The following is a 19,334-nucleotide window of genomic DNA, read 5'->3' on the forward strand; positions in this document are numbered from 1 at the left end:
CCAAAGAAATACCCCCTATATCTGCTTTTAATCAGAGCTGCCGTTAGAGTGGCCAACCAAAAAAGAGCAGGCATATGGAAACTGAGACCCTTGCGATGGCGCAGGAGATTGATTTCTCCTTTTTGGCGCTTTTTTTGCGCGCAACCCTTACTGTAAAATTAGTGATGCTTTTGTTGATGGTGGCCTCGTTCTGGTCATGGTCGATCATCATCACCAAAACGATCGCTTACCGTAAATCACGGGCCGAGGCGGATGTGTTTGATCAGGCGTTCTGGTCCGGCGAGCCGCTGGACGAATTGTTTGACAAAATCGGTGCCTCCCCCGATGGCCCTGCCGAAAAGGTATTTGCGGCTGGGATGATGGAGTGGCGCAGATCGCACCGCGAAGATGGCGGGCTGATTGCTGGCGCGCAGTCGCGCATCGACCGGTCTATGGATGTGGCGATCGCCAAAGAGGCGGAAAAGTTGAACACCGGCATGTCGTTTATCGCCACCGTAGGTTCCACCGCACCGTTTGTCGGGCTGTTTGGCACGGTGTGGGGCATCATGAATGCCTTTATCGAAATCGCCCAACAACAAAGCACCAATCTGGCCGTGGTCGCGCCCGGTATTGCCGAGGCGTTGCTGGCCACGGGGCTGGGTCTGTTGGCCGCGATCCCTGCGGTGGTTTTCTATAACAAGCTGTCGTCAGACAGTGACCGGATCATTTCGGGCTACGAGGCCTTTGCCGACGAGTTTGCCACGATCCTTAGCCGTCAGTTGGACAGCTGATATGGCGAACGTCATCCAGAAAAACCAGAGCGGGCGGCGACGTCGGCGTCGTCGCGGTGGCAATGCGGCTGCGATGAGCGAGATCAACATCACGCCGTTTGTGGATGTGATGCTGGTGTTGTTGATCATCTTTATGGTAGCGGCCCCGTTGGTGACGGTGGGGGTTCCGGTGGAATTGCCTGAAACCGCGGCCAGTGCCTTGCCCACAGAACAGGAAGAGCCGCTGACCATTACGCTAACGGCGGACGGGTTGATCATGGTGCAGGAAACCGAAATCGGTATGGATCAGTTGATCCCGAAACTGCGGGCGATTTCGGCGGAGCGTGACAGCAAGATGATCTATCTGCGGGCGGACGGGGCTTTGCCCTATGACAGTTTTGCCAAGGTTATGGGCGCGCTGAATGCGGGTGGGTTTAGCAATATCGGTCTGGTCACGGATTCCGGTGGGCCCACATTAGACGGCAGTGGCGGCTAATCTGATGGCAACGGGCCACTATATATCTGGTATCGGGCATGCGGCCTTGTTGGCTTGGGCCATGATTGGCGGGCTGTTTGTGCGTGCGCCAGATGATCCGATTGAGGTATCTGCTGTGTCGATTATTTCCACCGAAGAATTCGCCGCCCTAAGTGCGCCGCAACCGGCGCCCGAGGCTACGCAGACCATCCCGACACCGCCCGCGCCGGAAGTCACAGATACACCGCCCGAACAACCCGTTGTCGAAAGCCCGCCCGAGGTGCCAAAGCCGCCGGTCGAGGAAACACCGCCCCCCGCTGATGTCGCCCCCGATGTGGTCGAAGCCCCATCGCCTTTGCCCGATGTGGTTGAAACGCCGCCTGATGTGGTGTCTCCTCCGGCGCAGGATAATCCCGTCGTGCTGGCCCCGCCCGCAACAACCGCATCGCCCCGTCCGGCCCCGCGTGTGGCACCGACCCCTGTCGAGGCACCGCCGCCCGATACCGAGGTGGCGGACGAGACCCGCGAGCAAACCATCGATAGCAGCGATGCCCAACCCCAGACTGAGCCCGCAGAAGCAACCGCGCCCGAAGAGGCCAACGACCGGATCGTGACCGAAGCGGACGAGCCGCCAAGCTCGGCTCCGACCAGTTCGTCCCGCCCCTCGGCCCGCCCCAAACGGCCAACGCCGCCGGTTGAAACCGCAGAACCCGCCACCAGTAGCAGGGAGGATGCGCCAGCGGATATAGCAATTGACGATACATTGCGGGCGCTACAGGCGGAAAGCTCAGCCCCGACCGGCCCGCCGCTGACGGGGGGCGATAAGGACGCATTGCGGGTCGCTGTTTCCAGTTGCTGGAATGTCGGATCGCTATCTACCGACGCGCTGCAAACAACTGTCGTTGTGACCATGACTATGGGCAAAGACGGTAAACCCGATAATGGATCAATCCGTATGCTTTCGTCATCGGGCGGATCATCCGCTGCCGCAAAACAGGCGTTTGAGGCAGCACGACGGGCAATAATCCGCTGCACCAAAGGTGGCTATAAGTTGCCGATTGAAAAATATTCCCATTGGCGCGAGATCGAAATGACGTTTAATCCAGAAAAAATGAGGATCAAATGAACATGAAACACCGTATGACGACTGCATTGGCCCTAGTGGCGGCGCTTTTCGTGTTGCCGTTTGTTGCGGCCACACAATCGCAAGCCGAACCTTTACGCATCGAAATCACCGACGGGGTGATCGAGCCATTGCCCTTTGCGGTGCCGGATTTTGTCGCGGAAAATGCGGCAGGCAGTGAATTTGCCAACCAGATTGCCCGCGTGGTTGCGGCGGATTTGACAGGCACGGGTTTGTTCCGCGAAATCCCCAAGGATGCGTTTATTTCCACTGTCACCAATTTTGACAGCCCCGTGCAATACGCCGACTGGAAGGCGATCAATGCGCAGGCGTTGATTGTCGGGGCGGTGAGTGTGTCAGGCAACAAGGTGACGGTAAAGTTCCGTCTGTTTGACGTGTTTTCCGGCGCACCATTGGGCGAGGGGCTGCAATTTGGCGGCACCACCACCAGCTGGCGGCGCATGGCGCATAAGGTGGCCGATGCAGCCTATAGCCGGATCACTGGCGAGGGGGCCTATTTTGACAGCCGCGTGGTGTTCGTTTCGGAAACCGGCCCCAAGAACGACCGCAAGAAGCGTTTGGCAATCATGGATTATGACGGGGCGAATGTGCAGTTTTTGACCGACAGCCGATCGCTGGTTCTGGCGCCGCGGTTTTCACCCACGGGAGACCGCGTGCTGTATACGTCCTATGAAACGGGGTTCCCCAAAATTTACGTGCTGGATGTAGCGTCCGTTGGCCGCCGTGCATTGGCGGATCAGGAGGGAACCATGACCTTTGCGCCACGGTTCTCGCCGAACGGCCAAACGGTGGTTTATTCACTGTCTTCGGGCGGCAATACCGATATTTACCGCATGAACATCGGTGGCGGCACCCCTGTGCGCCTGACGTCTGAGCCGTCAATTGAAACCGCGCCCAGTTTTTCGCCCGATGGCAAACAGATCGTGTTTGAAAGTGACCGGTCGGGCAATCAACAGCTATACATCATGCCCGCAAACGGTGGGGATGCCCGCCGGATCAGTTTTGGGTCGGGGCGCTATGGCACGCCGGTTTGGTCGCCGCGTGGCGATCTGGTGGCCTTCACCAAGCAGAACAAGGGCCGGTTTCACATCGGGGTGATGCGGGTGGATGGATCGGAAGAACGCCTGCTGACGGCATCCTTTCTGGATGAAGGGCCAAGCTGGTCGCCGAATGGTCGGGTGATTATGTTCATGCGCGAAACCGCAGGCGAGGGCGGGGCGGTTGGGCTATATTCAGTCGACATCAGCGGGCGTAATTTGCGTCGGGTGAAAACAGACGGCGGCGCGTCGGATCCGGCATGGTCGCCATTGTTGAAATAAACGCGGGTGGGGGGCGGAAAATAGAACTACTAAACTAGTTTAGTAGATATGTTTTGCACCCTTCAGAATGTGGGAAATGAAGCAGCGTTCCCAAACGGAGCGCTTGATGATATGTAATCGGCAATCGAGCCAACAAAAACAGAGCAAGGGATAACCCATGACACATCTTTACAAAGCGATCCTCATCGTTGCGGCACTGGGCCTTGGGGCCTGCACCAATCCGGGAAATCTGGCCGGAAACGGTTCAGGCACAGGAACTGGCACAGGCCAAGTGACACCGGTCGATCCGGCGTCGGACCCGCGTTCACCCGCCTATTTCAACCAAACCATCGGGGATCGGGTGCTGTTTGCGGTAGACACCAGCACCCTGACACCCGCTGGACGCGCAACATTGACGGCACAGGCCGGATGGTTGCAAGCCAACCCCGAATATGCCGCCATCATCGAGGGCCACGCGGATGAACAGGGCACGCGTGAATATAACCTTGCACTGGGCGCTCGCCGCGCCAATGCGGTTTCCGAGTTCCTGATTTCACAAGGGATTGCAGGCAGCCGCTTGCGCACGTTAACATATGGCAAGGAACGCCCGATCGAGGTTTGCTCGGCCGAGGCATGTTATGCCAAGAACCGTCGCGCAGTCACCGTTATTTCGGCAGGTGCGGGCGCGTAACTGAAGGACGACTAAATGACACGGATACTCGCGCTACTTATTGGATTGTCGATCTGTGGGGTTGCCCCTGTGATGGCCCAGGCCGATGATCAGACGTTGGCTGATATTCGCCAGGAACTGTCGGTGCTGTTTGTCGAAGTGCAGCGGCTAAAGCGCGAGTTGTCCACCACGGGTGCGCCCGGCACCAACGTGGGTGGCAACACGCCGCTGGAACGCATTGATGCGATCGAAGCTGCGTTGCAAAAGCTGACGGCGAAATCCGAACAGTTGGAGAACCGGATCAATCGTGTGGTCACGGATGGCACCAACCGGATCGGTGATCTGGAATTCCGTTTGGTTGAACTGGAAGGCGGCGACGTTAGCAATCTGGGTGAAACCAGCACTTTGGGTGGTGGCGACGCCCCCAGCGGCCCAGCAACCCCGCCCCCCAGCACGATTGACACAACCGAGTTAGCTGTCGGTGAACGGAGCGACTTTGAGCGGGCGCAGGAGGCGCTCGCATCCGGTGACTTTCGCAGCGCCGCTGAGCAGTTTGCGACCTTTACCCAGACCTACCCCGGTGGGCCAATGAGTGCTGACGCACATTTCATGCGCGGGCAAGCGTTTGAAAACATGGGTGAAATGACCAGCGCGGCTCGCGCTTATCTGGACAGTTTTTCCGGCGCACCGGACGGGCCCAAGGCGCCTGAGGCCTTGTATAAACTGGGCACGTCGCTGGGCGCACTTGGCCAACAAAGCGAGGCTTGCGTGACGTTGGGCGAGGTTGGCAGCCGGTTCCCAAGCTCGGAAATGGTGCTCGAGGCGCAATCAAGCATGCGCAATCTAGGTTGCAGTTGAGTATTCTGGACGAATATCTACTCCACTATATCGCCACAGCCTTTGGTCACTGCCCGCCTGATGTGATTGGCGTCGCCGTATCCGGCGGCAGCGATTCAACGGCTTTGTTGCACCTTATGCATATGTGGGCGGCTGATCAGAATATTACCTTGCACGCGGTGACGGTAGATCACGGCTTGCGCAAGGCGGCAGCGGATGAGGCCAAAGACGTGGCAGAATTTTGTGCGGGGCTCGGTATTGCTCACACCACACTGAACTGGACGGATTGGGACGGCAAAGGCAATTTGCAAGATCAGGCGCGACGGGCGCGGTATCGGTTGATGGCAGCGTGGGCCAAGGAACGGGGCATTGAAACGATTGCGCTGGGTCATACGGCGGATGATCAGGCGGAAACATTCCTGATGCGCCTTGCGCGCGGGTCGGGGGTGGATGGGTTGTCGGGGATGCAGAAAATGCGCAATGCCGACGGTGTGACATGGGTGCGCCCGTTATTGTTGCAACTGCGTCAGGAGTTGCGGGATCATTTACAGGGTCAAGACATCAAGTGGATTGATGACCCCTCAAATGAAGATGAGCGGTTTGAACGGGTAAAGGCGCGCAAAGTCATGAAGGCGCTGGCTCCGTTGGGGATCGATGCCGCGCGGTTAGCAGGCACAGCGCAAGATTTGCAATCGGCAAGGCAGGCACTGGAACTCCAAACCCAAAATGCGGCCCTTGAGATTGCCAGCATAGATTGTGGGGATGTTGTTCTTGACCGCAAGAAATTCCATTTATTGCCACAGGAGATTGGCGCCAGATTGCTGTCACATGCCTTGTGCTGGGTGTCATGCGCTGAATACCGCCCGCGCCGAATGGCGTTAGTGGATGTCGGGCGTGCCATTCATTCAAACAAAGTTTCGACCTTGCACGGCTGCCTGATTGCCCCGAATAAATCCGAAATCCGCATCATGCGCGAACATCAGGCGGTGAAGGATGTGATTTGCCCGACGGATGTCATCTGGGACAACCGCTGGCAGATTTGCGGCCCACATGCCAAAGGGTTAGAGCTGCGGGCGTTGGGCGAGGCGGGATTGGCGCAATGTCCGGATTGGCGCGAAACGGGTATCCCGCGCGCCTCATTGCTTGCAAGTCCGGCGGTGTGGCAAAATCAGGCGCTAATCGCCGCACCATTGGCCGGATTGTCCAACGGATGGGCCACATCTGCGCTATTTGGGGCAGATCATTTCATTTCTACCATTTTATCGCATTGAACTAACTGGCCTAATCCCTATTTTAGACAGGTGGCTGCGAGAAAGATTCTCGCGCGCCAAATCGGTTTAAGGAGAATGCCTGTGGGCAACGCTAGAAATCTGGCTTTCTGGGTCGTGCTGTTTATATTGATCCTCGCTTTGTTCAACCTGTTCAGCAGCGGCGAGGGTGCATTGCAATCCCGTGCCCTGAGCTATTCGGAATTTGTGCAGTCTGTGAATGATGGCAATGTGGAATCTGTGACGCTGGATGGCGAAAAGGTTCTGTTCCACGGCACCGATGGCAAAGATTACGCCACCATCCGGCCAGCGGATGCGAAAGTCACCGACATGCTGATTGCAAATGGTGTGGAGGTTCAGGCCGAGCGCCAAGAGCAATCCGGCTTTGTATCGCTGATCGGGATGTTGTTGCCAGTGCTGCTGTTGATCGGGTTCTGGTTCTTTATGATGAACCGGATGCAGGGTGGCGGCAAAGGCGGGGCAATGGGTTTTGGTAAATCCAAAGCCAAGATGCTGACCGAAAAGCAGGGCCGCGTCACCTTTGATGATGTTGCGGGCATTGATGAAGCCAAAGAAGAGCTGGAAGAGATCGTCGAATTTTTGCGCAACCCGCAGAAATATTCGCGCCTTGGCGGTAAAATCCCCAAGGGGGCGTTGCTGATCGGTCCTCCCGGCACAGGTAAGACGCTGCTGGCGCGGTCCGTTGCTGGCGAGGCTGGCGTTCCGTTTTTCACCATCTCGGGGTCCGATTTCGTGGAAATGTTTGTTGGTGTTGGTGCCAGCCGTGTGCGCGATATGTTCGAGCAGGCCAAGAAAAATGCGCCTTGCATTGTGTTTATTGACGAGATTGACGCTGTGGGCCGCTCGCGCGGTGCCGGTTATGGCGGTGGCAATGACGAGCGTGAACAGACGCTGAACCAGTTGCTGGTTGAAATGGACGGCTTTGACGCCAACGAGGGTGTGATCATTCTAGCCGCCACCAACCGTGCTGATGTTCTGGACCCGGCCTTGTTGCGTCCAGGCCGTTTTGACCGTCAGGTTCAGGTGCCAAATCCTGATATCAAGGGCCGCGACAAGATTTTGCAGGTGCATGCCCGTAAAACCCCGCTGGGCCCTGACGTAGATTTGCGCATCATTGCCCGCGGCACCCCCGGGTTTTCCGGTGCGGACCTTGCCAATCTGGTCAACGAGGCTGCACTGATGGCCGCGCGCCTTGGTCGCCGGTTCTTAACGATGGAAGATTTCGAGGCCGCCAAAGACAAGGTGATGATGGGGGCCGAGCGCCGCTCTATGGTGCTGACGGACGAGCAGAAGGAAAAAACGGCCTATCACGAGGCGGGGCATGCTATTGTCGGTCTGAAACTGACCAAAACCGATCCGGTCTATAAGGCCACAATCATTCCGCGTGGCGGGGCTTTGGGCATGGTTGTGTCTTTGCCTGAGATGGACAAGGTTTCGATGTTCCGCGATGAGGCGCTCGAGAAAATCACCATGACAATGGCTGGCAAAGCTGCCGAGATTTTCAAATATGGTGCCGAAAGCGTTTCCAGTGGTCCGGCGGGCGATATCCAGCAGGCCAGCAGTCTGGCACGCGCGATGGTTATGCGTTGGGGTATGTCCGACAAGGTCGGCAACATTGACTATTCTGAAGCCCACGATGGCTATACCGGTAACACTATGGGGTTTTCGGTGTCGGCGACCACCAAGGAGACCATCGAGCAAGAGGTGAAGCGGTTTATTGATGACGGCTATGATAATGCGCTGGCGATTCTCAAAAAGAACAAGGTTGAATTTGAGCGCCTTGCGCAGGGGTTGCTGGAATATGAAACCCTGACGGGCGAAGAAATCAAGCGGGTGATGCGGGGTGAGCCGCCTCAGCTGGACGATGACGAGGATGATGAATCCGACAAGGGCAACGCGCCCAGCATCACGGCCATTCCCAAGACCAAGCCAAAACCGAAGGTCAAGCGCAAGCCAAAGGATGATGGCATGGAACCGGAACCATCCTAGCGGCAGATAACAAACAAGACTGGAACCCCGAAGCTTACACCAAGTTTCGGGGTTTTCGCTTGCGGCCCGCGATGGATTTACTGGCGCAGGTGCCGGAGCTGCCTGCGGGCGATGTGGTTGATCTGGGCTGCGGTAACGGGCCCGTGGGTGCGGCGCTGGCGCTGCGGCTTAAGGGACGGCGGGTGATCGGGGTTGATAACTCGCCCGCGATGCTGGCTAAGGCACAAGAGACCGAGGCCTATAGCGCCTTGATTGAAGCGGATGCCGAAACATGGCTGCCCGATACGCCACCTGCGCTGATCTTTTCCAATGCGCTGTGCCATTGGTTGCCCGATCACGCCGCGCTGTTTGTCCGTCTTGCCGGTATGCTAACCAAAGACGGGGTTTTGGCGGTTCAAATGCCGCGCCAGTTTGCGGCGCGATCGCATCTGGCGCTGCGTGATGTGGCCGGGTCCCTGTTCCCTGACAGGTTTGATTTCACCGGCTGGCAGGCCCCTGTCGCGCTGCCTCAGGTCTATGCACAGATGCTTGCCCCCTTGGGAGAGGTCAATGTGTGGGAAACTGACTATACCCAGCGCCTTGCCCCTGTAGATGTGGGTCACCCCGTGCGCCACTTCACCCAGTCCACCGCGATGCGCCCGATTGTAGAAAAACTGGACGAGGCGGAGCAGGAATGTTTCATCGCGGCGTATGAAGCGGCGTTAGCGGGCCATTACCCGCCCGAAAATGATGGATCAGTCCTGTTTCCTTTCAAGCGGGTGTTCTTTACGCTGGTGATCTGAACTTCAAATCACAGGACAATGCAGATGCCCGCACTTCTCCCCACCGCATTCACCGGTCGTATTACATGGCTCGGGGTGAACAGGGATCGCAAAGATACGCTGCGCAATATTTCTGTGGATGAAATGACCCTGACGTTCGCGGGTTTTGCGGGCGAGAGCCGTGCAGGGCTGACGCGCCCGTCATGCTCGCGTGTGGTCGGGCAATATCCGCGCGGCACTGAAATCCGCAACACCCGCCAGATATGCATTGTATCGGTCGAAGAACTGGCTGTAATTGCCGCGAACATGGGAATTGATGCGATTGATCCGGCGTGGCTCAGCTCTTCGATCGTGATTGAGGGCATCCCTGATTTCACATTGATCCCGCCCGCCTCGCGCCTGATCACTCATAACGGCACCGCGATCACCGTGGACATGGAAAACCGCCCCTGTAACCTGCCGGCCCCTGTGATTAACGAGGATATGCCGGACAAGGGACGGGCCTTTAAGCAGGCAGCCAAGGGGTTGCGAGGCGTGACTGGCTGGGTTGAGCGCGAAGGATTGTTGCGTGTGGGCGACGAAATCAGACTACATATTCCGGACCAACCTGTGTGGCCGCATCTGGATCAGGCGCGCGGTATATAATGGTATACTAAAGCGACGATTCTATTGCTGAAAATGTCGGATTCACCCTGTCGGTCAAATGCGCATCTTGTAAGGTTGTCGAATTACAGACGCCATGATCTCTCAAAGGATACGCAGATATGAGCTTTAAGTCCGATATTGAAATTGCCCGCGAAGCCGATAAAAAACCGATTCAGGAAATTGGCGAGAAACTGGGCATCCCCAACGAACATCTGCTGCCCTATGGCCATGACAAAGCCAAAGTCAGTCAGGAATTCATCGAGAGCGTCAAAGGCAACCGCAAAGGCAAGCTGATCCTTGTGACCGCGATCAACCCGACGCCTGCGGGCGAGGGCAAGACGACAACGACTGTGGGTCTGGCTGACGGGTTGAACCGGATCGGTAAAAAGGCCGCCGTTTGTATTCGCGAGGCGTCATTGGGGCCGTGTTTCGGCATGAAAGGCGGGGCCGCTGGTGGTGGCTATGCCCAAGTGGTGCCGATGGAGGAAATGAACCTGCATTTCACCGGAGATTTCCATGCGATCACGTCTGCGCATAACCTATTGAGTGCGATGATCGATAACCACATTTACTGGGGCAACGATCTGGCAATTGATGAACGCCGTGTGGTTTGGAAACGGGTTCTGGATATGAATGACCGCGCCCTGCGTGACACGGTGACCAGCTTGGGTGGTGTTGCCAACGGGTTCCCGCGCCAGACCGGGTTTGACATTACGGTGGCCTCGGAGGTGATGGCCATTCTGTGTCTGTCCAATAATCTGAAAGATTTGCAAAAGCGTCTGGGCGATATCATTGTGGCCTACACCCGCAAGCGCGAGCCGATCTATTGCCGTGATATTCAGGCGGATGGGGCGATGACCGTGCTGCTGAAGGATGCGATGCAGCCCAATCTGGTGCAAACGCTGGAAAATAATCCGGCCTTTGTGCATGGCGGCCCGTTTGCCAATATCGCGCACGGCTGTAACTCGGTCATTGCCACCAACACCGCCCTGCGTCTGGCGGATTATGTGGTGACCGAGGCTGGCTTTGGCGCTGATCTGGGCGCCGAGAAATTTATGAACATCAAATGCCGCAAAGCAGGGCTATCGCCTGATTGCATCGTTTTGGTAGCCACGGTTCGTGCGATGAAAATGAACGGCGGTGTGGCCCGCAAGGATCTGGGTCCGGAAAATGTGGAAGCCGTTGAGGCGGGTTGTCCGAACCTTGGCCGCCACATCGGCAACATGAAATCATTCGGGGTGCCTGTGGTGGTGGCGATCAACCATTTCGTCACCGATACGGATGCCGAAGTGCAGGCGGTGCAGGACTATGTGGCGTCGCAAGGGGCCGAGGCGATCCTGTCGCGGCACTGGGAGTTGGGCAGTGAAGGGGCCGAGCATTTGGCCGAGCGTGTCGCCGAGATTGCCGACAGCGGTGTGTCGCAATTCGCGCCGCTTTACCGCGATGAATTGCCCCTGTTTGAGAAAATAGAGCGCATTGCCAAAAGCATTTACCGCGCTGACGAGGTGATCGCCGACAAGAAAATCCGCGACCAGCTGCGCGCCTGGGAAGAGGCCGGATATGGCCACTTGCCGGTTTGCATGGCAAAAACCCAGTATTCGTTCAGCACCGACCCGACCTTGCGCGGGGCACCGACGGGCCACACCATCCCGATCCGTGAAGTGCGCCTGTCGGCGGGTGCCGGATTTGTGGTGGTGGTTTGCGGCGACATCATGACCATGCCGGGGCTGCCCAGCCGACCTGCCGCCGAGGGCATTCATCTGAATGATGCAGGCGAAATCGAGGGGCTGTTCTAGGTCAATGAACGCTCCACGCGCGGCCGTCATTGACGGCAAGGGCATCGCTGCGAAACTGCGTGCAGAAGTGGCGGCCGAGGCCAAAGAACTGGTGGCAGCAGGCTGGAAGCCCAGCCTGATGTCGATTTCGGTTGGTGATGCTGCTGCCGCCGAAATCTATGTGCGCAACCAAAGGAAACAGGCGGAATCTGCTGGAGTTTCCTTTGAATCGTGCAACTACCCCGCGGAAATTTCGCTGGAGCAATTGGTTGGCGTCATTCAGGGGCTGAATGCTGATCCCAACGTGAACGGCATCATCATCCAGCGCCCGTTACCGGCACATATTCCGGTAAAAAACGCTACAAAAGGCGGTGCATCCGTTGAAGGATGTCGAGGGAATGCACCCCGCCTCGATCGGCAATATCGTTTACAACGATCTGGCGCTGGGGCCGTGCACCGCAGTGGCTTCGGTTGAGATTTTGAAATCCCTGCCGCTGAAAATGGAGGGGCTGGATGTGACTGTCATTGGCCATTCCGAAATCGTTGGTAAACCGATTGCGTTCCTGCTGATGGGGCTGGGGGCGACGGTGACGGTGTGCCACCACATGACCCGTTCTGTGGCGATGCACAGTCGCGGGGCGGACGCGGTTTTTGTGGCTGTGGGCAAGCCGGGTCTGGTGACCGGCGATATGCTGAAACCGGGGGCTGCGCTGATCGACATCGGCATCAACCGGATTGAAACGCCGGATGGGCTGCGCACTGTTGGCGACGCAGATTTTGACAGCTGCGCCGAAGTGGCGGGCTGGATCACGCCTGTGCCTAGCGGGGTTGGGCCGGTGACCGTTGCCACATTAATGAAAAACGCGGTTCTTGCAACAAAGATGCAGATGGATCATTACCGAGAGACCTACGCCATACCCGCAGGGTAACCTTAGATGGAGAATGAAATGACAGCAGAGATTATCGACGGCAAGGCATTCGCCGCCAAGGTTCGGGAAAAGGTAGCGGTGCATGTTGCGCGTCTGAAAGCGGATCACAACATTCAGCCAGGGTTGGCGGTGGTGCTGGTTGGGGAGGACCCTGCGTCGCAGGTTTACGTGCGCTCCAAGGGGAAAATGACCGTCGAGGTCGGGATGAATTCCTATGAGCATAAGCTGGATGTCGATACAGGCGAGGCAGAGTTGCTGGCGCTGATCGAGCAGTTGAACAATGACTCGGCTGTGCACGGGATTTTGGTGCAATTGCCGCTGCCAAAGCATCTGAACGAGGATTTGGTGATCAATTCGATTGATCCGGCTAAGGATGTTGACGGGTTTTGCATTGCCAATGTTGGGAAACTGGCCACGGGACAAAAAAGCATGGTGCCTTGCACGCCGCTTGGGTGTTTGATGATGTTGCGCGAGCATCACGGATCACTTTCCGGTCTGGATGCGGTGGTGATCGGGCGCAGCAATATTGTTGGCAAACCGATGGCGGCGCTGTTATTGGGCGATAGTTGCACGGTGACGATTGCCCATTCGCGCACCAAGGATTTGCCAGATGTGGTGCGCCGCGCCGATATTGTGGTGGCCGCTGTGGGGCGGGCCGAAATGGTGCCCGGTGACTGGATCAAAAAGGGCGCGACCGTGATTGATGTGGGCATCAACCGGATTGATGCACCGGAAAAAGGCGAAGGTAAAACGCGGCTGGTGGGGGATGTGGATTTTGCATCCGCATCACAGGTTGCGGGCGCGATCACGCCGGTTCCAGGTGGGGTTGGGCCAATGACGATTGCCTGTTTGCTGGCCAACACGGTCACGGCCTGTAGCCGCGCCAACGGGTTGGAAGAGCCTGAAGGGTTGACCGTTTAGTCTTTGAAATTCGGGATGCGTTTTTCAAACCCCGCCATTAGCGCCTCGATCTGGTTGGGGCTGCCAATCAGACGCCCTTGGGCGGCGGATTCCAGTAGTAAAACTTCATCCTCGAGGATCAGTTCTGTGGCGCGGATCATTGCTTTGGCCTCGCGTACCGCGTCTGGGCTGCGATTGGCGATCTCGGTGGCCAGTGAATGGGCACGTTTCAGCGGATCATCGGCAAGTTCGGTGACAAAGCCCCAGTTCAGGGCATCCGCCGCACCAAACACTTCAGCGGTATAGGTCAGGCGGCGGATCACATCGCCACGGGCCAGTCGGCGCATCAAAACCATGCCGCCCATATCGGGTATCAGCCCCCATTTGCCCTCCATAATGGAAAACTGCGTGTCGGGGGCTGCGACGCGGATGTCAGCGCCCAGCATGATCTGGAACGCGCCACCATAGGCATAGCCATGCACCGCAGCGATCACCGGCATCGGCAGGTCGGCCCAGACCATTGCGGCGCGTTGAAACAGGTTGGATTGGCCATGCGTGCGGGTCATGATGCCGCCCGCCTTGGCGACCTCGGCCATCAGCAATTGAAAGGTGCCTGTGTCCAGCCCAGCGGAAAACGCAGGACCATCACCCGCCAGCACCACGGCCCTGACATCGCGCCGTCCCATCAGGCCTTCACCCGCGTCAACAATCGCGGTGATCATATCCAGATCGAGCGCGTTGCGTTTTTCGGCGCGAGTCAGCGTGACGTTGGCAATGCCACCCGCCACTTCTATGGAGGCGCGGTTTCCCATTAGTGAATGATTTCAGACTCTTCCACGAACATATTGGCCCATGCCCGATCCAGCAGATCAGGGCGCATCTGGTGCGGAATGCCTTCAAAGTCGCAAACTGCGATCATCTGGTCGATCAGGAATATCGGCTGATAATTGGCATAGACATTATCAATGGTTGGATATTTCTTTTTCAGCAGATGCACCAATGTGGCCTCGTCCAGCGCGATCTTTTTCTTGCGCGCGACCATGGCAAAGATTTTCAGGTAATCCTCCTGGATCGGCCCATCAATTTTGATTTTGAAGAAAATCCGGCGCAAGGCCGCTTTATCGAAAATCTTGTTCGGGTGGAAGTTGGTCGAGAAGATCACCAATGTGTCAAACGGCACCTCGAATTTTTCACCCGATTGCAGCGCAAGGATGTCTTTGCCTTCTTCCAGTGGAACAATCCATCTGTTGATCAGCGCCTGTGGTGGCTCGGCCTGTCGTCCAAGGTCATCCACGATGAATACGCCGCCAGTTGATTTTAACTGTAAAGGCGCCTGATAGGTGCGTGCGGTCGGGTTATAGACCAGATCGAGCATCTCGAGCGTCAACTCACCGCCGGTAATAACCGTGGGCCGTTCACAACGGACGTAACGCGTGTCATAGCGGTTGCCGGTACGGCGCAAGGAGTTGGGGTCATCCACCTGTTCCTCGGCGGCGCTGTGCACAATCGGGTCATAAACGGTGATCACTTGCCCTGCGTATTCCAGCGCGCGGGGCACGAATATTTTATCCCCCAGCGCATCGCGGATACCGTTCGAGATGGCGGATTTACCGTTGCCTGGCGGTCCATACATCAAGACGGATCGCCCCGAACTTACCGCAGGGCCAAGCTGGTCCAGCAGATCATCAGGCAAGATCAGATGCCCCATCGCGCCAAGCAGCTGGTCGCGGGTGATCTGGATGTTTCTGATTGATTGGCGTTCAACCTGTTCTTTGTAAACGTCGAGTGGCACCGGCATCGCACCGTAATATTCGGATTGCGACAGGGCATCCAGGGTGCGGGATTTGCCAGCTTCAGTCAACTGATAACCCATTTCACCGCCTGTACCGGCATGCAATGTGCCGGTGGCCTCTAGCAATTTCTGTCCACGGGCCAGATCGAGCAATTCCTGCGTCACTGGAATGGGCAGGCAGATGGCCCCCGCAACATCCGAGACCATTTCCAGATTCTGGCGAAACATGGTTTTCAATAAGATGTCGCGCATCATCACCATCGAGAGGTTCATCTCGTTCATACGACGCGGGGCGGGGGGGGCGGTAACGCCTGATGTTTCCATATTCATGGTTATACCTGTTCTGCTAAGGGCTGTTTCTTATATTTTGTGGCGATTCTATCGCTGATCGTGCGATTGGACAACAAAAACCGCCTTTGGCTTTTACATATGCTACGTTTGCCCGCTAATGTTGCTAAAAAATTAACAAACGGTAACGGGGGCGGGGATGAGCAGACCAAATCCTGCAAAATTATTCGGGTTTTTAGCGATTGTGCTGGGGGTGATGGGTGGATTGGCCGCGCTAAAGGGTGGTCTATACATTGCCAAACACGAGGCCGACACGCTGCATTTGCTGCAAATCGTGTTCCGGATGGACGCGGGTCAGTGGCCGCACCTTGATTTTATGACGCCGATCGGGGCGCTGGCCTATGCGCCGATTGCCTTTTTGGTTGGGCAGGGCATGGGCGTTGGCCATGCGGTAATCTATGCGCAGATTGCTATGGGGGCGGTGCTGCTGCCCGCGGCTTGGTGGGTTGGTGTTAGCCGGATGCGCGGCGCTATGCCCTATCTGTTTGGTATGCTGGTTATTGTTCTGGCCACGGCGCTGGCCTTTGGGCTGTCGGAAAGTTCGATCTCGATTTCGATGCATTATAATCGTTGGGCCTGGGCGATTTCATTTGTAGCAATCGCGATTGCGTTATTGCCAGCACTGGGGCCGAAACGCCAAGGTGTTGACGGTATGATCCTAGGCATTTGCATGGCGGCACTGATGTTGATCAAAGTCACCTATTTCGCCGCGTTCACCCCTGCGATCATTGTAGCTTTGGCGATGCGAAAATCATACCGGACGCTGGGTGTTGCCGTTGTTACCGGGCTGGTGATTGCCGGTATTGTTACCCTGTTTACCGGATTTGCGTTTTGGCAGGCCTATATGGCGGATTTGATGCTGGTTGCGCGTTCAGACGTACGCCCGCAACCTGGGTTGCCGCTGGGTGTGATTGTTGCGTCACCTGCGTATCTGGCCGGATCGGTGCTTGCCTTTGCCGGCATTATGTTACTGCGCCGGTCGGGCGAAGCCATTGGCGGTGTGGCGCTGTTGTTGCTGGTGCCGGGATTCTTTTACGTCACCTTTCAGAATTTCGGCAATGATCCGCAATGGTTGCCGATGCTGGCAATTTTGCTGATAACGCTGCGCCCAGACAGTGCTGGAGATAATAGCGCGGGCTGGGATATGCGCGGTGCGTTAACGATGGTAGCCGTTGGGGCCTTTGCCCTGTCTGCCCCGACATTTATCAATCTGGCCTACAGCCCGTTGCGCCATTTCGGCCTGAACACGGCGGATTATGAATCGATCATGTTGCGCGACGACCGGCATCGGGATTTGCAGGCGATATCGCTGCGGGTCTGGCGGCTGGACGGGCGTGTGGCGCTGGACGGGGACGGATCAGGGCTGGAACATCTGACTGACGCGGCGGGGCGCGAAGATGCGGTTATGCTGCTGGGGGAACCATTGCCGGATTGCGAGTTGAAACTGGGTTTGCCTGGCTGGATTGGCAGCATTGTGCAAGATCTGGAGCAGGCGGGTCTGGCGCAGGGCAAGCGTCTGTTTGTAGCAGATATGTTTTCGAGCCATTGGCTGTTTGGCGATCTGGAACCGCTGATCAATGGTGCCCCTTGGTATTACGGCGGGCTGCCGGGGTTCCGTAGTGCCGATTACGTGCTGGTGCCGCTGTGTCCGGCCGAACAAGGCATCCGCAAAACGGTGATAGAGGCGATTGCCGCACGGACGGATGTGACCCTGAAGGAAATTCGCCGCACGCCATTATATGTATTGCTGGATATTGAGCGCCAATAATAAGGTTACGAGCCGTAAACCACGCCGAGCGTCAGATAAGCAATCAGTGTGCCACCTAGGGCAAGACCCATTGGAAAGTCCTTATTGTCCCAGCTTTCCCAGTTTGGCGTAAGCTTGCGCATCGCCTTGCTGCGCTGGAATAAACGGTGGGTGATCAGTGCGGCAATGATAACAGCCGACAACAGATAGGCCATTCGTGCAGCATCGCCCCATGCCACAAAAGGGGCCATTGCGGCGGCAAATTTGGCGTCACCAGCCCCCAAAGACCCAATGGCGCTAAACACAAACCCGATGGCCAGTATCACCACCAGATGCAGCAGTCGCCATGTGTAGACCTCAAAGGGCAGGGCAATCAGGCCAACACCGATAAACACCGCAAACAGGGCCAGAACGGCCATGTTGGGAATTTTCATGAACTTCATGTCGCTCCAGGCGACCCAGATCGCAATGGGAATTGCAAAGGGCAAAAACCACAGGGCGGACGATGCTGTAATTGCCATTTCCATTAGTTGGTTACGTTGTTCTCTAACGCACTTAGCGAACGAACAGCTGCCTCGAAATGTTGCGGGTGGGTGTCGATTGCGTCTTTCAATAGGGCTTTGCCGGTGGTGACGTCACCTTGTTTGATAGCAGTCAAGGCCAGCGAGTGCAGCAATTGCGCCCGCTCAACCTGGGACATTGGGATGACGGGCAGGGTGTAATTACGTTGCGCCCCCCGCGCCAGAACCAGATTGTTTTTGGCGGTGAATAGGTCTTTGTCATAGGACAGCGCCTCGCCAAACAGACGTTCTGCGTCCTTGTAATCACCACGGGTCAATTTGGAATAGCCCCAGTTGTTTAGCACACTGCCCGGATTAGTGGTCAGGCCAATAGCGGTTTCATAAAAACTGTCGGCTTTTTTCCAGTCCTGATTGCTGTCGGCAACCATCGCCTCGAGCCGGTAGCGCTTAAATGTTTCGTGGGTTGGCGGCACGCGATCCAGTTCAGCCTTGGCTTTTTTCCATTCCCCAGAACGGATCAGGGCATCGGCCAGTTCAACGCGGTCCTCGTTTGTGTTGTCTTTGTGCGCGACAACCTTGGTCCACGCGGCCACAGCCTGAGTAGGGTGTTTGGCGCGGATCAGGGATTTGGCCAGCCCGCGTTGCAGGTCAATCCGGTCGGGATTGTCAGCGCTGGCTTTACGAAAATAGGTCACGGCCTCGTTTGGATCGGCAACGGTCAGCATGATATTGCTTAGATTGCTTTCATCAATGACGTTCAGGTCCTTGAGGGTGCGGTTTACATTGGCGTTGCCTGGTTTTTCACATGCCGACAGTGCTAGCGCACCTGTCAGGCACAGGGAAACAAGAATAGGGTGGCGCATTTGTGCGTCCTTTTTGCTGCTCGAACCTTCTTATGGTGTGGAAAGAAGCAGGTATTCCCCGTTTCCTCGCCGCACCAACGAGAAATTATTATTATCATCATCGTTAACATACTCGGTTTGATTGGTTTTTGCGATAGCCAAGCGTAAATTGTCACGAATGGAGTCACTTTCGCCACTATCCAGTGCATATGCGGTCTGAAAGACACGCATTGCTTCGCCAGTTTTGCCACGTTCCATCATAACAACGCCCAGATTGTTCCATGCAGGGGCAAATTTCGCGTCCTCGTCCACGGCTTGGCGTAACAGTTTCTCGGCTTGACCAAGACGCCCGAGTTTCAGGTTGGCCGACCCAAGGGCGCTGTAGATATCGGCATTCAGGCCCAGCTTTCCGGCCGCGCGGTAGTAAGCCTTGAGCGCCAGCTCGTATTCGCCAGCCGCCATCAGGCGATGCCCGACAATCAGCCCGTCAACGGATGCTTTGCGGGTCGGGTGTCCTGTGGGGGCGTAAGGGTTGCCATCTGAACGGCCAAAACCGCCCGCGGAATCGCAGGCGGCTGTAAGGCTAAGCGCCAGTATGAGACCCACCCATTTTTGTTTCATCC

At 56.7% G+C, this 19,334-nt stretch carries 20 protein-coding genes; 15 read left to right on the forward strand and 5 right to left on the reverse strand.

The annotated features are described in order from the left end of the window. The first annotated feature begins 74 nt into the window (after positions 1-74). The 14 genes from tolQ (at position 75) to folD (ending at position 13,482) form a co-directional block, all read left to right on the forward strand. The gene (gene tolQ / locus ACWB12_RS16990) at positions 75-770 is read left to right on the forward strand and encodes a protein TolQ (RefSeq protein WP_479531290.1); all 696 of its coding nucleotides are present in this window, start codon (positions 75-77) and stop codon (positions 768-770) included. A 1-nt stretch (position 771) separates the two neighbouring features. Next, positions 772-1,245, forward strand: coding sequence for an ExbD/TolR family protein (locus ACWB12_RS16995; protein WP_479531291.1), 474 nt, complete (start codon positions 772-774; stop codon positions 1,243-1,245). Between the two features lie 4 nt (positions 1,246-1,249). Further along, a complete protein-coding gene (locus ACWB12_RS17000; RefSeq protein WP_479531292.1) occupies positions 1,250-2,350 on the forward strand; it encodes an energy transducer TonB in 1,101 nt (366 codons plus the stop codon). Then, on the forward strand, positions 2,347-3,687 hold the full coding sequence (gene tolB, locus ACWB12_RS17005; RefSeq protein WP_479531293.1) for a Tol-Pal system beta propeller repeat protein TolB: 1,341 nt from the start codon (positions 2,347-2,349) through the stop codon (positions 3,685-3,687). Before ACWB12_RS17000 ends, tolB begins: the two co-directional genes overlap by 4 nt. A 157-nt stretch (positions 3,688-3,844) precedes the next feature. Next, positions 3,845-4,357: a peptidoglycan-associated lipoprotein Pal gene (pal, locus tag ACWB12_RS17010; protein WP_479531294.1), complete on the forward strand. Its 513-nt coding sequence runs from the start codon at positions 3,845-3,847 to the stop codon at positions 4,355-4,357. Between the two features lie 15 nt (positions 4,358-4,372). Further along, positions 4,373-5,194: a tol-pal system protein YbgF gene (ybgF, locus tag ACWB12_RS17015; RefSeq protein ID WP_479531295.1), complete on the forward strand. Its 822-nt coding sequence runs from the start codon at positions 4,373-4,375 to the stop codon at positions 5,192-5,194. After that, positions 5,191-6,444, forward strand: coding sequence for a tRNA lysidine(34) synthetase TilS (tilS, locus tag ACWB12_RS17020; RefSeq protein ID WP_479531296.1), 1,254 nt, complete (start codon positions 5,191-5,193; stop codon positions 6,442-6,444). Before ybgF ends, tilS begins: the two co-directional genes overlap by 4 nt. Positions 6,445-6,525: 81 nt before the next feature. Then, on the forward strand, positions 6,526-8,451 hold the full coding sequence (ftsH, locus tag ACWB12_RS17025; RefSeq protein WP_479531297.1) for an ATP-dependent zinc metalloprotease FtsH: 1,926 nt from the start codon (positions 6,526-6,528) through the stop codon (positions 8,449-8,451). A 59-nt stretch (positions 8,452-8,510) separates the two neighbouring features. Further along, the gene (locus ACWB12_RS17030; protein WP_479531298.1) at positions 8,511-9,233 is read left to right on the forward strand and encodes a methyltransferase domain-containing protein; all 723 of its coding nucleotides are present in this window, start codon (positions 8,511-8,513) and stop codon (positions 9,231-9,233) included. 24 nt (positions 9,234-9,257) lie between these two features. Further along, positions 9,258-9,857, forward strand: a complete 600-nt coding sequence (locus tag ACWB12_RS17035) for an MOSC domain-containing protein (protein ID WP_479531299.1) — start codon at positions 9,258-9,260, stop codon at positions 9,855-9,857. A gap of 119 nt (positions 9,858-9,976) precedes the next feature. Continuing rightward, positions 9,977-11,653 (forward strand): formate--tetrahydrofolate ligase, encoded by a 1,677-nt coding sequence (locus tag ACWB12_RS17040; protein ID WP_479531300.1) that lies wholly within the window; start codon positions 9,977-9,979, stop codon positions 11,651-11,653. A 4-nt stretch (positions 11,654-11,657) separates the two neighbouring features. After that, a complete protein-coding gene (locus ACWB12_RS17045; RefSeq protein WP_479531301.1) occupies positions 11,658-12,107 on the forward strand; it encodes a tetrahydrofolate dehydrogenase/cyclohydrolase catalytic domain-containing protein in 450 nt (149 codons plus the stop codon). Beyond that, positions 12,031-12,561, forward strand: coding sequence for a hypothetical protein (locus ACWB12_RS17050; protein WP_479531302.1), 531 nt, complete (start codon positions 12,031-12,033; stop codon positions 12,559-12,561). Before ACWB12_RS17045 ends, ACWB12_RS17050 begins: the two co-directional genes overlap by 77 nt. Before the next feature lie 18 nt (positions 12,562-12,579). Then, complete coding sequence (folD, locus tag ACWB12_RS17055; protein WP_479531303.1) at positions 12,580-13,482, forward strand: bifunctional methylenetetrahydrofolate dehydrogenase/methenyltetrahydrofolate cyclohydrolase FolD; 903 nt, start codon at positions 12,580-12,582, stop codon at positions 13,480-13,482. On the opposite strand, the gene ACWB12_RS17060 is transcribed toward folD, so the two are convergent. Both ACWB12_RS17060 and ACWB12_RS17065 read right to left on the reverse strand, forming a co-directional pair. After that, the gene (locus ACWB12_RS17060) at positions 13,479-14,273 is read right to left on the reverse strand and encodes a crotonase/enoyl-CoA hydratase family protein (protein WP_479531304.1); all 795 of its coding nucleotides are present in this window, start codon (positions 14,271-14,273) and stop codon (positions 13,479-13,481) included. The two genes, folD and ACWB12_RS17060, sit on opposite strands and share 4 nt — an antisense overlap. Then, positions 14,273-15,583, reverse strand: coding sequence for an ATPase (locus ACWB12_RS17065; RefSeq protein ID WP_479531305.1), 1,311 nt, complete (start codon positions 15,581-15,583; stop codon positions 14,273-14,275). The genes ACWB12_RS17060 and ACWB12_RS17065 overlap by 1 nt, the downstream gene beginning before the upstream one ends. A gap of 157 nt (positions 15,584-15,740) precedes the next feature. Between ACWB12_RS17065 and ACWB12_RS17070 the strand changes: the two genes are divergently transcribed. Further along, the gene (locus tag ACWB12_RS17070; protein ID WP_479531306.1) at positions 15,741-17,369 is read left to right on the forward strand and encodes a hypothetical protein; all 1,629 of its coding nucleotides are present in this window, start codon (positions 15,741-15,743) and stop codon (positions 17,367-17,369) included. A 5-nt stretch (positions 17,370-17,374) separates the two neighbouring features. Here the strand turns inward: ACWB12_RS17070 and ACWB12_RS17075 are convergent, their stop codons facing one another. Genes ACWB12_RS17075 through ACWB12_RS17085 form a run of 3 tightly spaced genes read right to left on the reverse strand, consistent with a single transcriptional unit; the run spans position 17,375 to position 19,332 of the window. Beyond that, entirely contained in the window at positions 17,375-17,875 is a 501-nt protein-coding gene (locus ACWB12_RS17075) for a prepilin peptidase (RefSeq protein WP_479531307.1), read from the reverse strand. After that, positions 17,875-18,732: a tetratricopeptide repeat protein gene (locus tag ACWB12_RS17080; RefSeq protein WP_479531308.1), complete on the reverse strand. Its 858-nt coding sequence runs from the start codon at positions 18,730-18,732 to the stop codon at positions 17,875-17,877. The genes ACWB12_RS17075 and ACWB12_RS17080 overlap by 1 nt, the downstream gene beginning before the upstream one ends. Before the next feature lie 30 nt (positions 18,733-18,762). After that, complete coding sequence (locus tag ACWB12_RS17085) at positions 18,763-19,332, reverse strand: tetratricopeptide repeat protein (RefSeq protein WP_479531309.1); 570 nt, start codon at positions 19,330-19,332, stop codon at positions 18,763-18,765. Positions 19,333-19,334 lie beyond the last annotated feature (2 nt).

Source organism: Profundibacter sp., assembly GCF_056498605.1.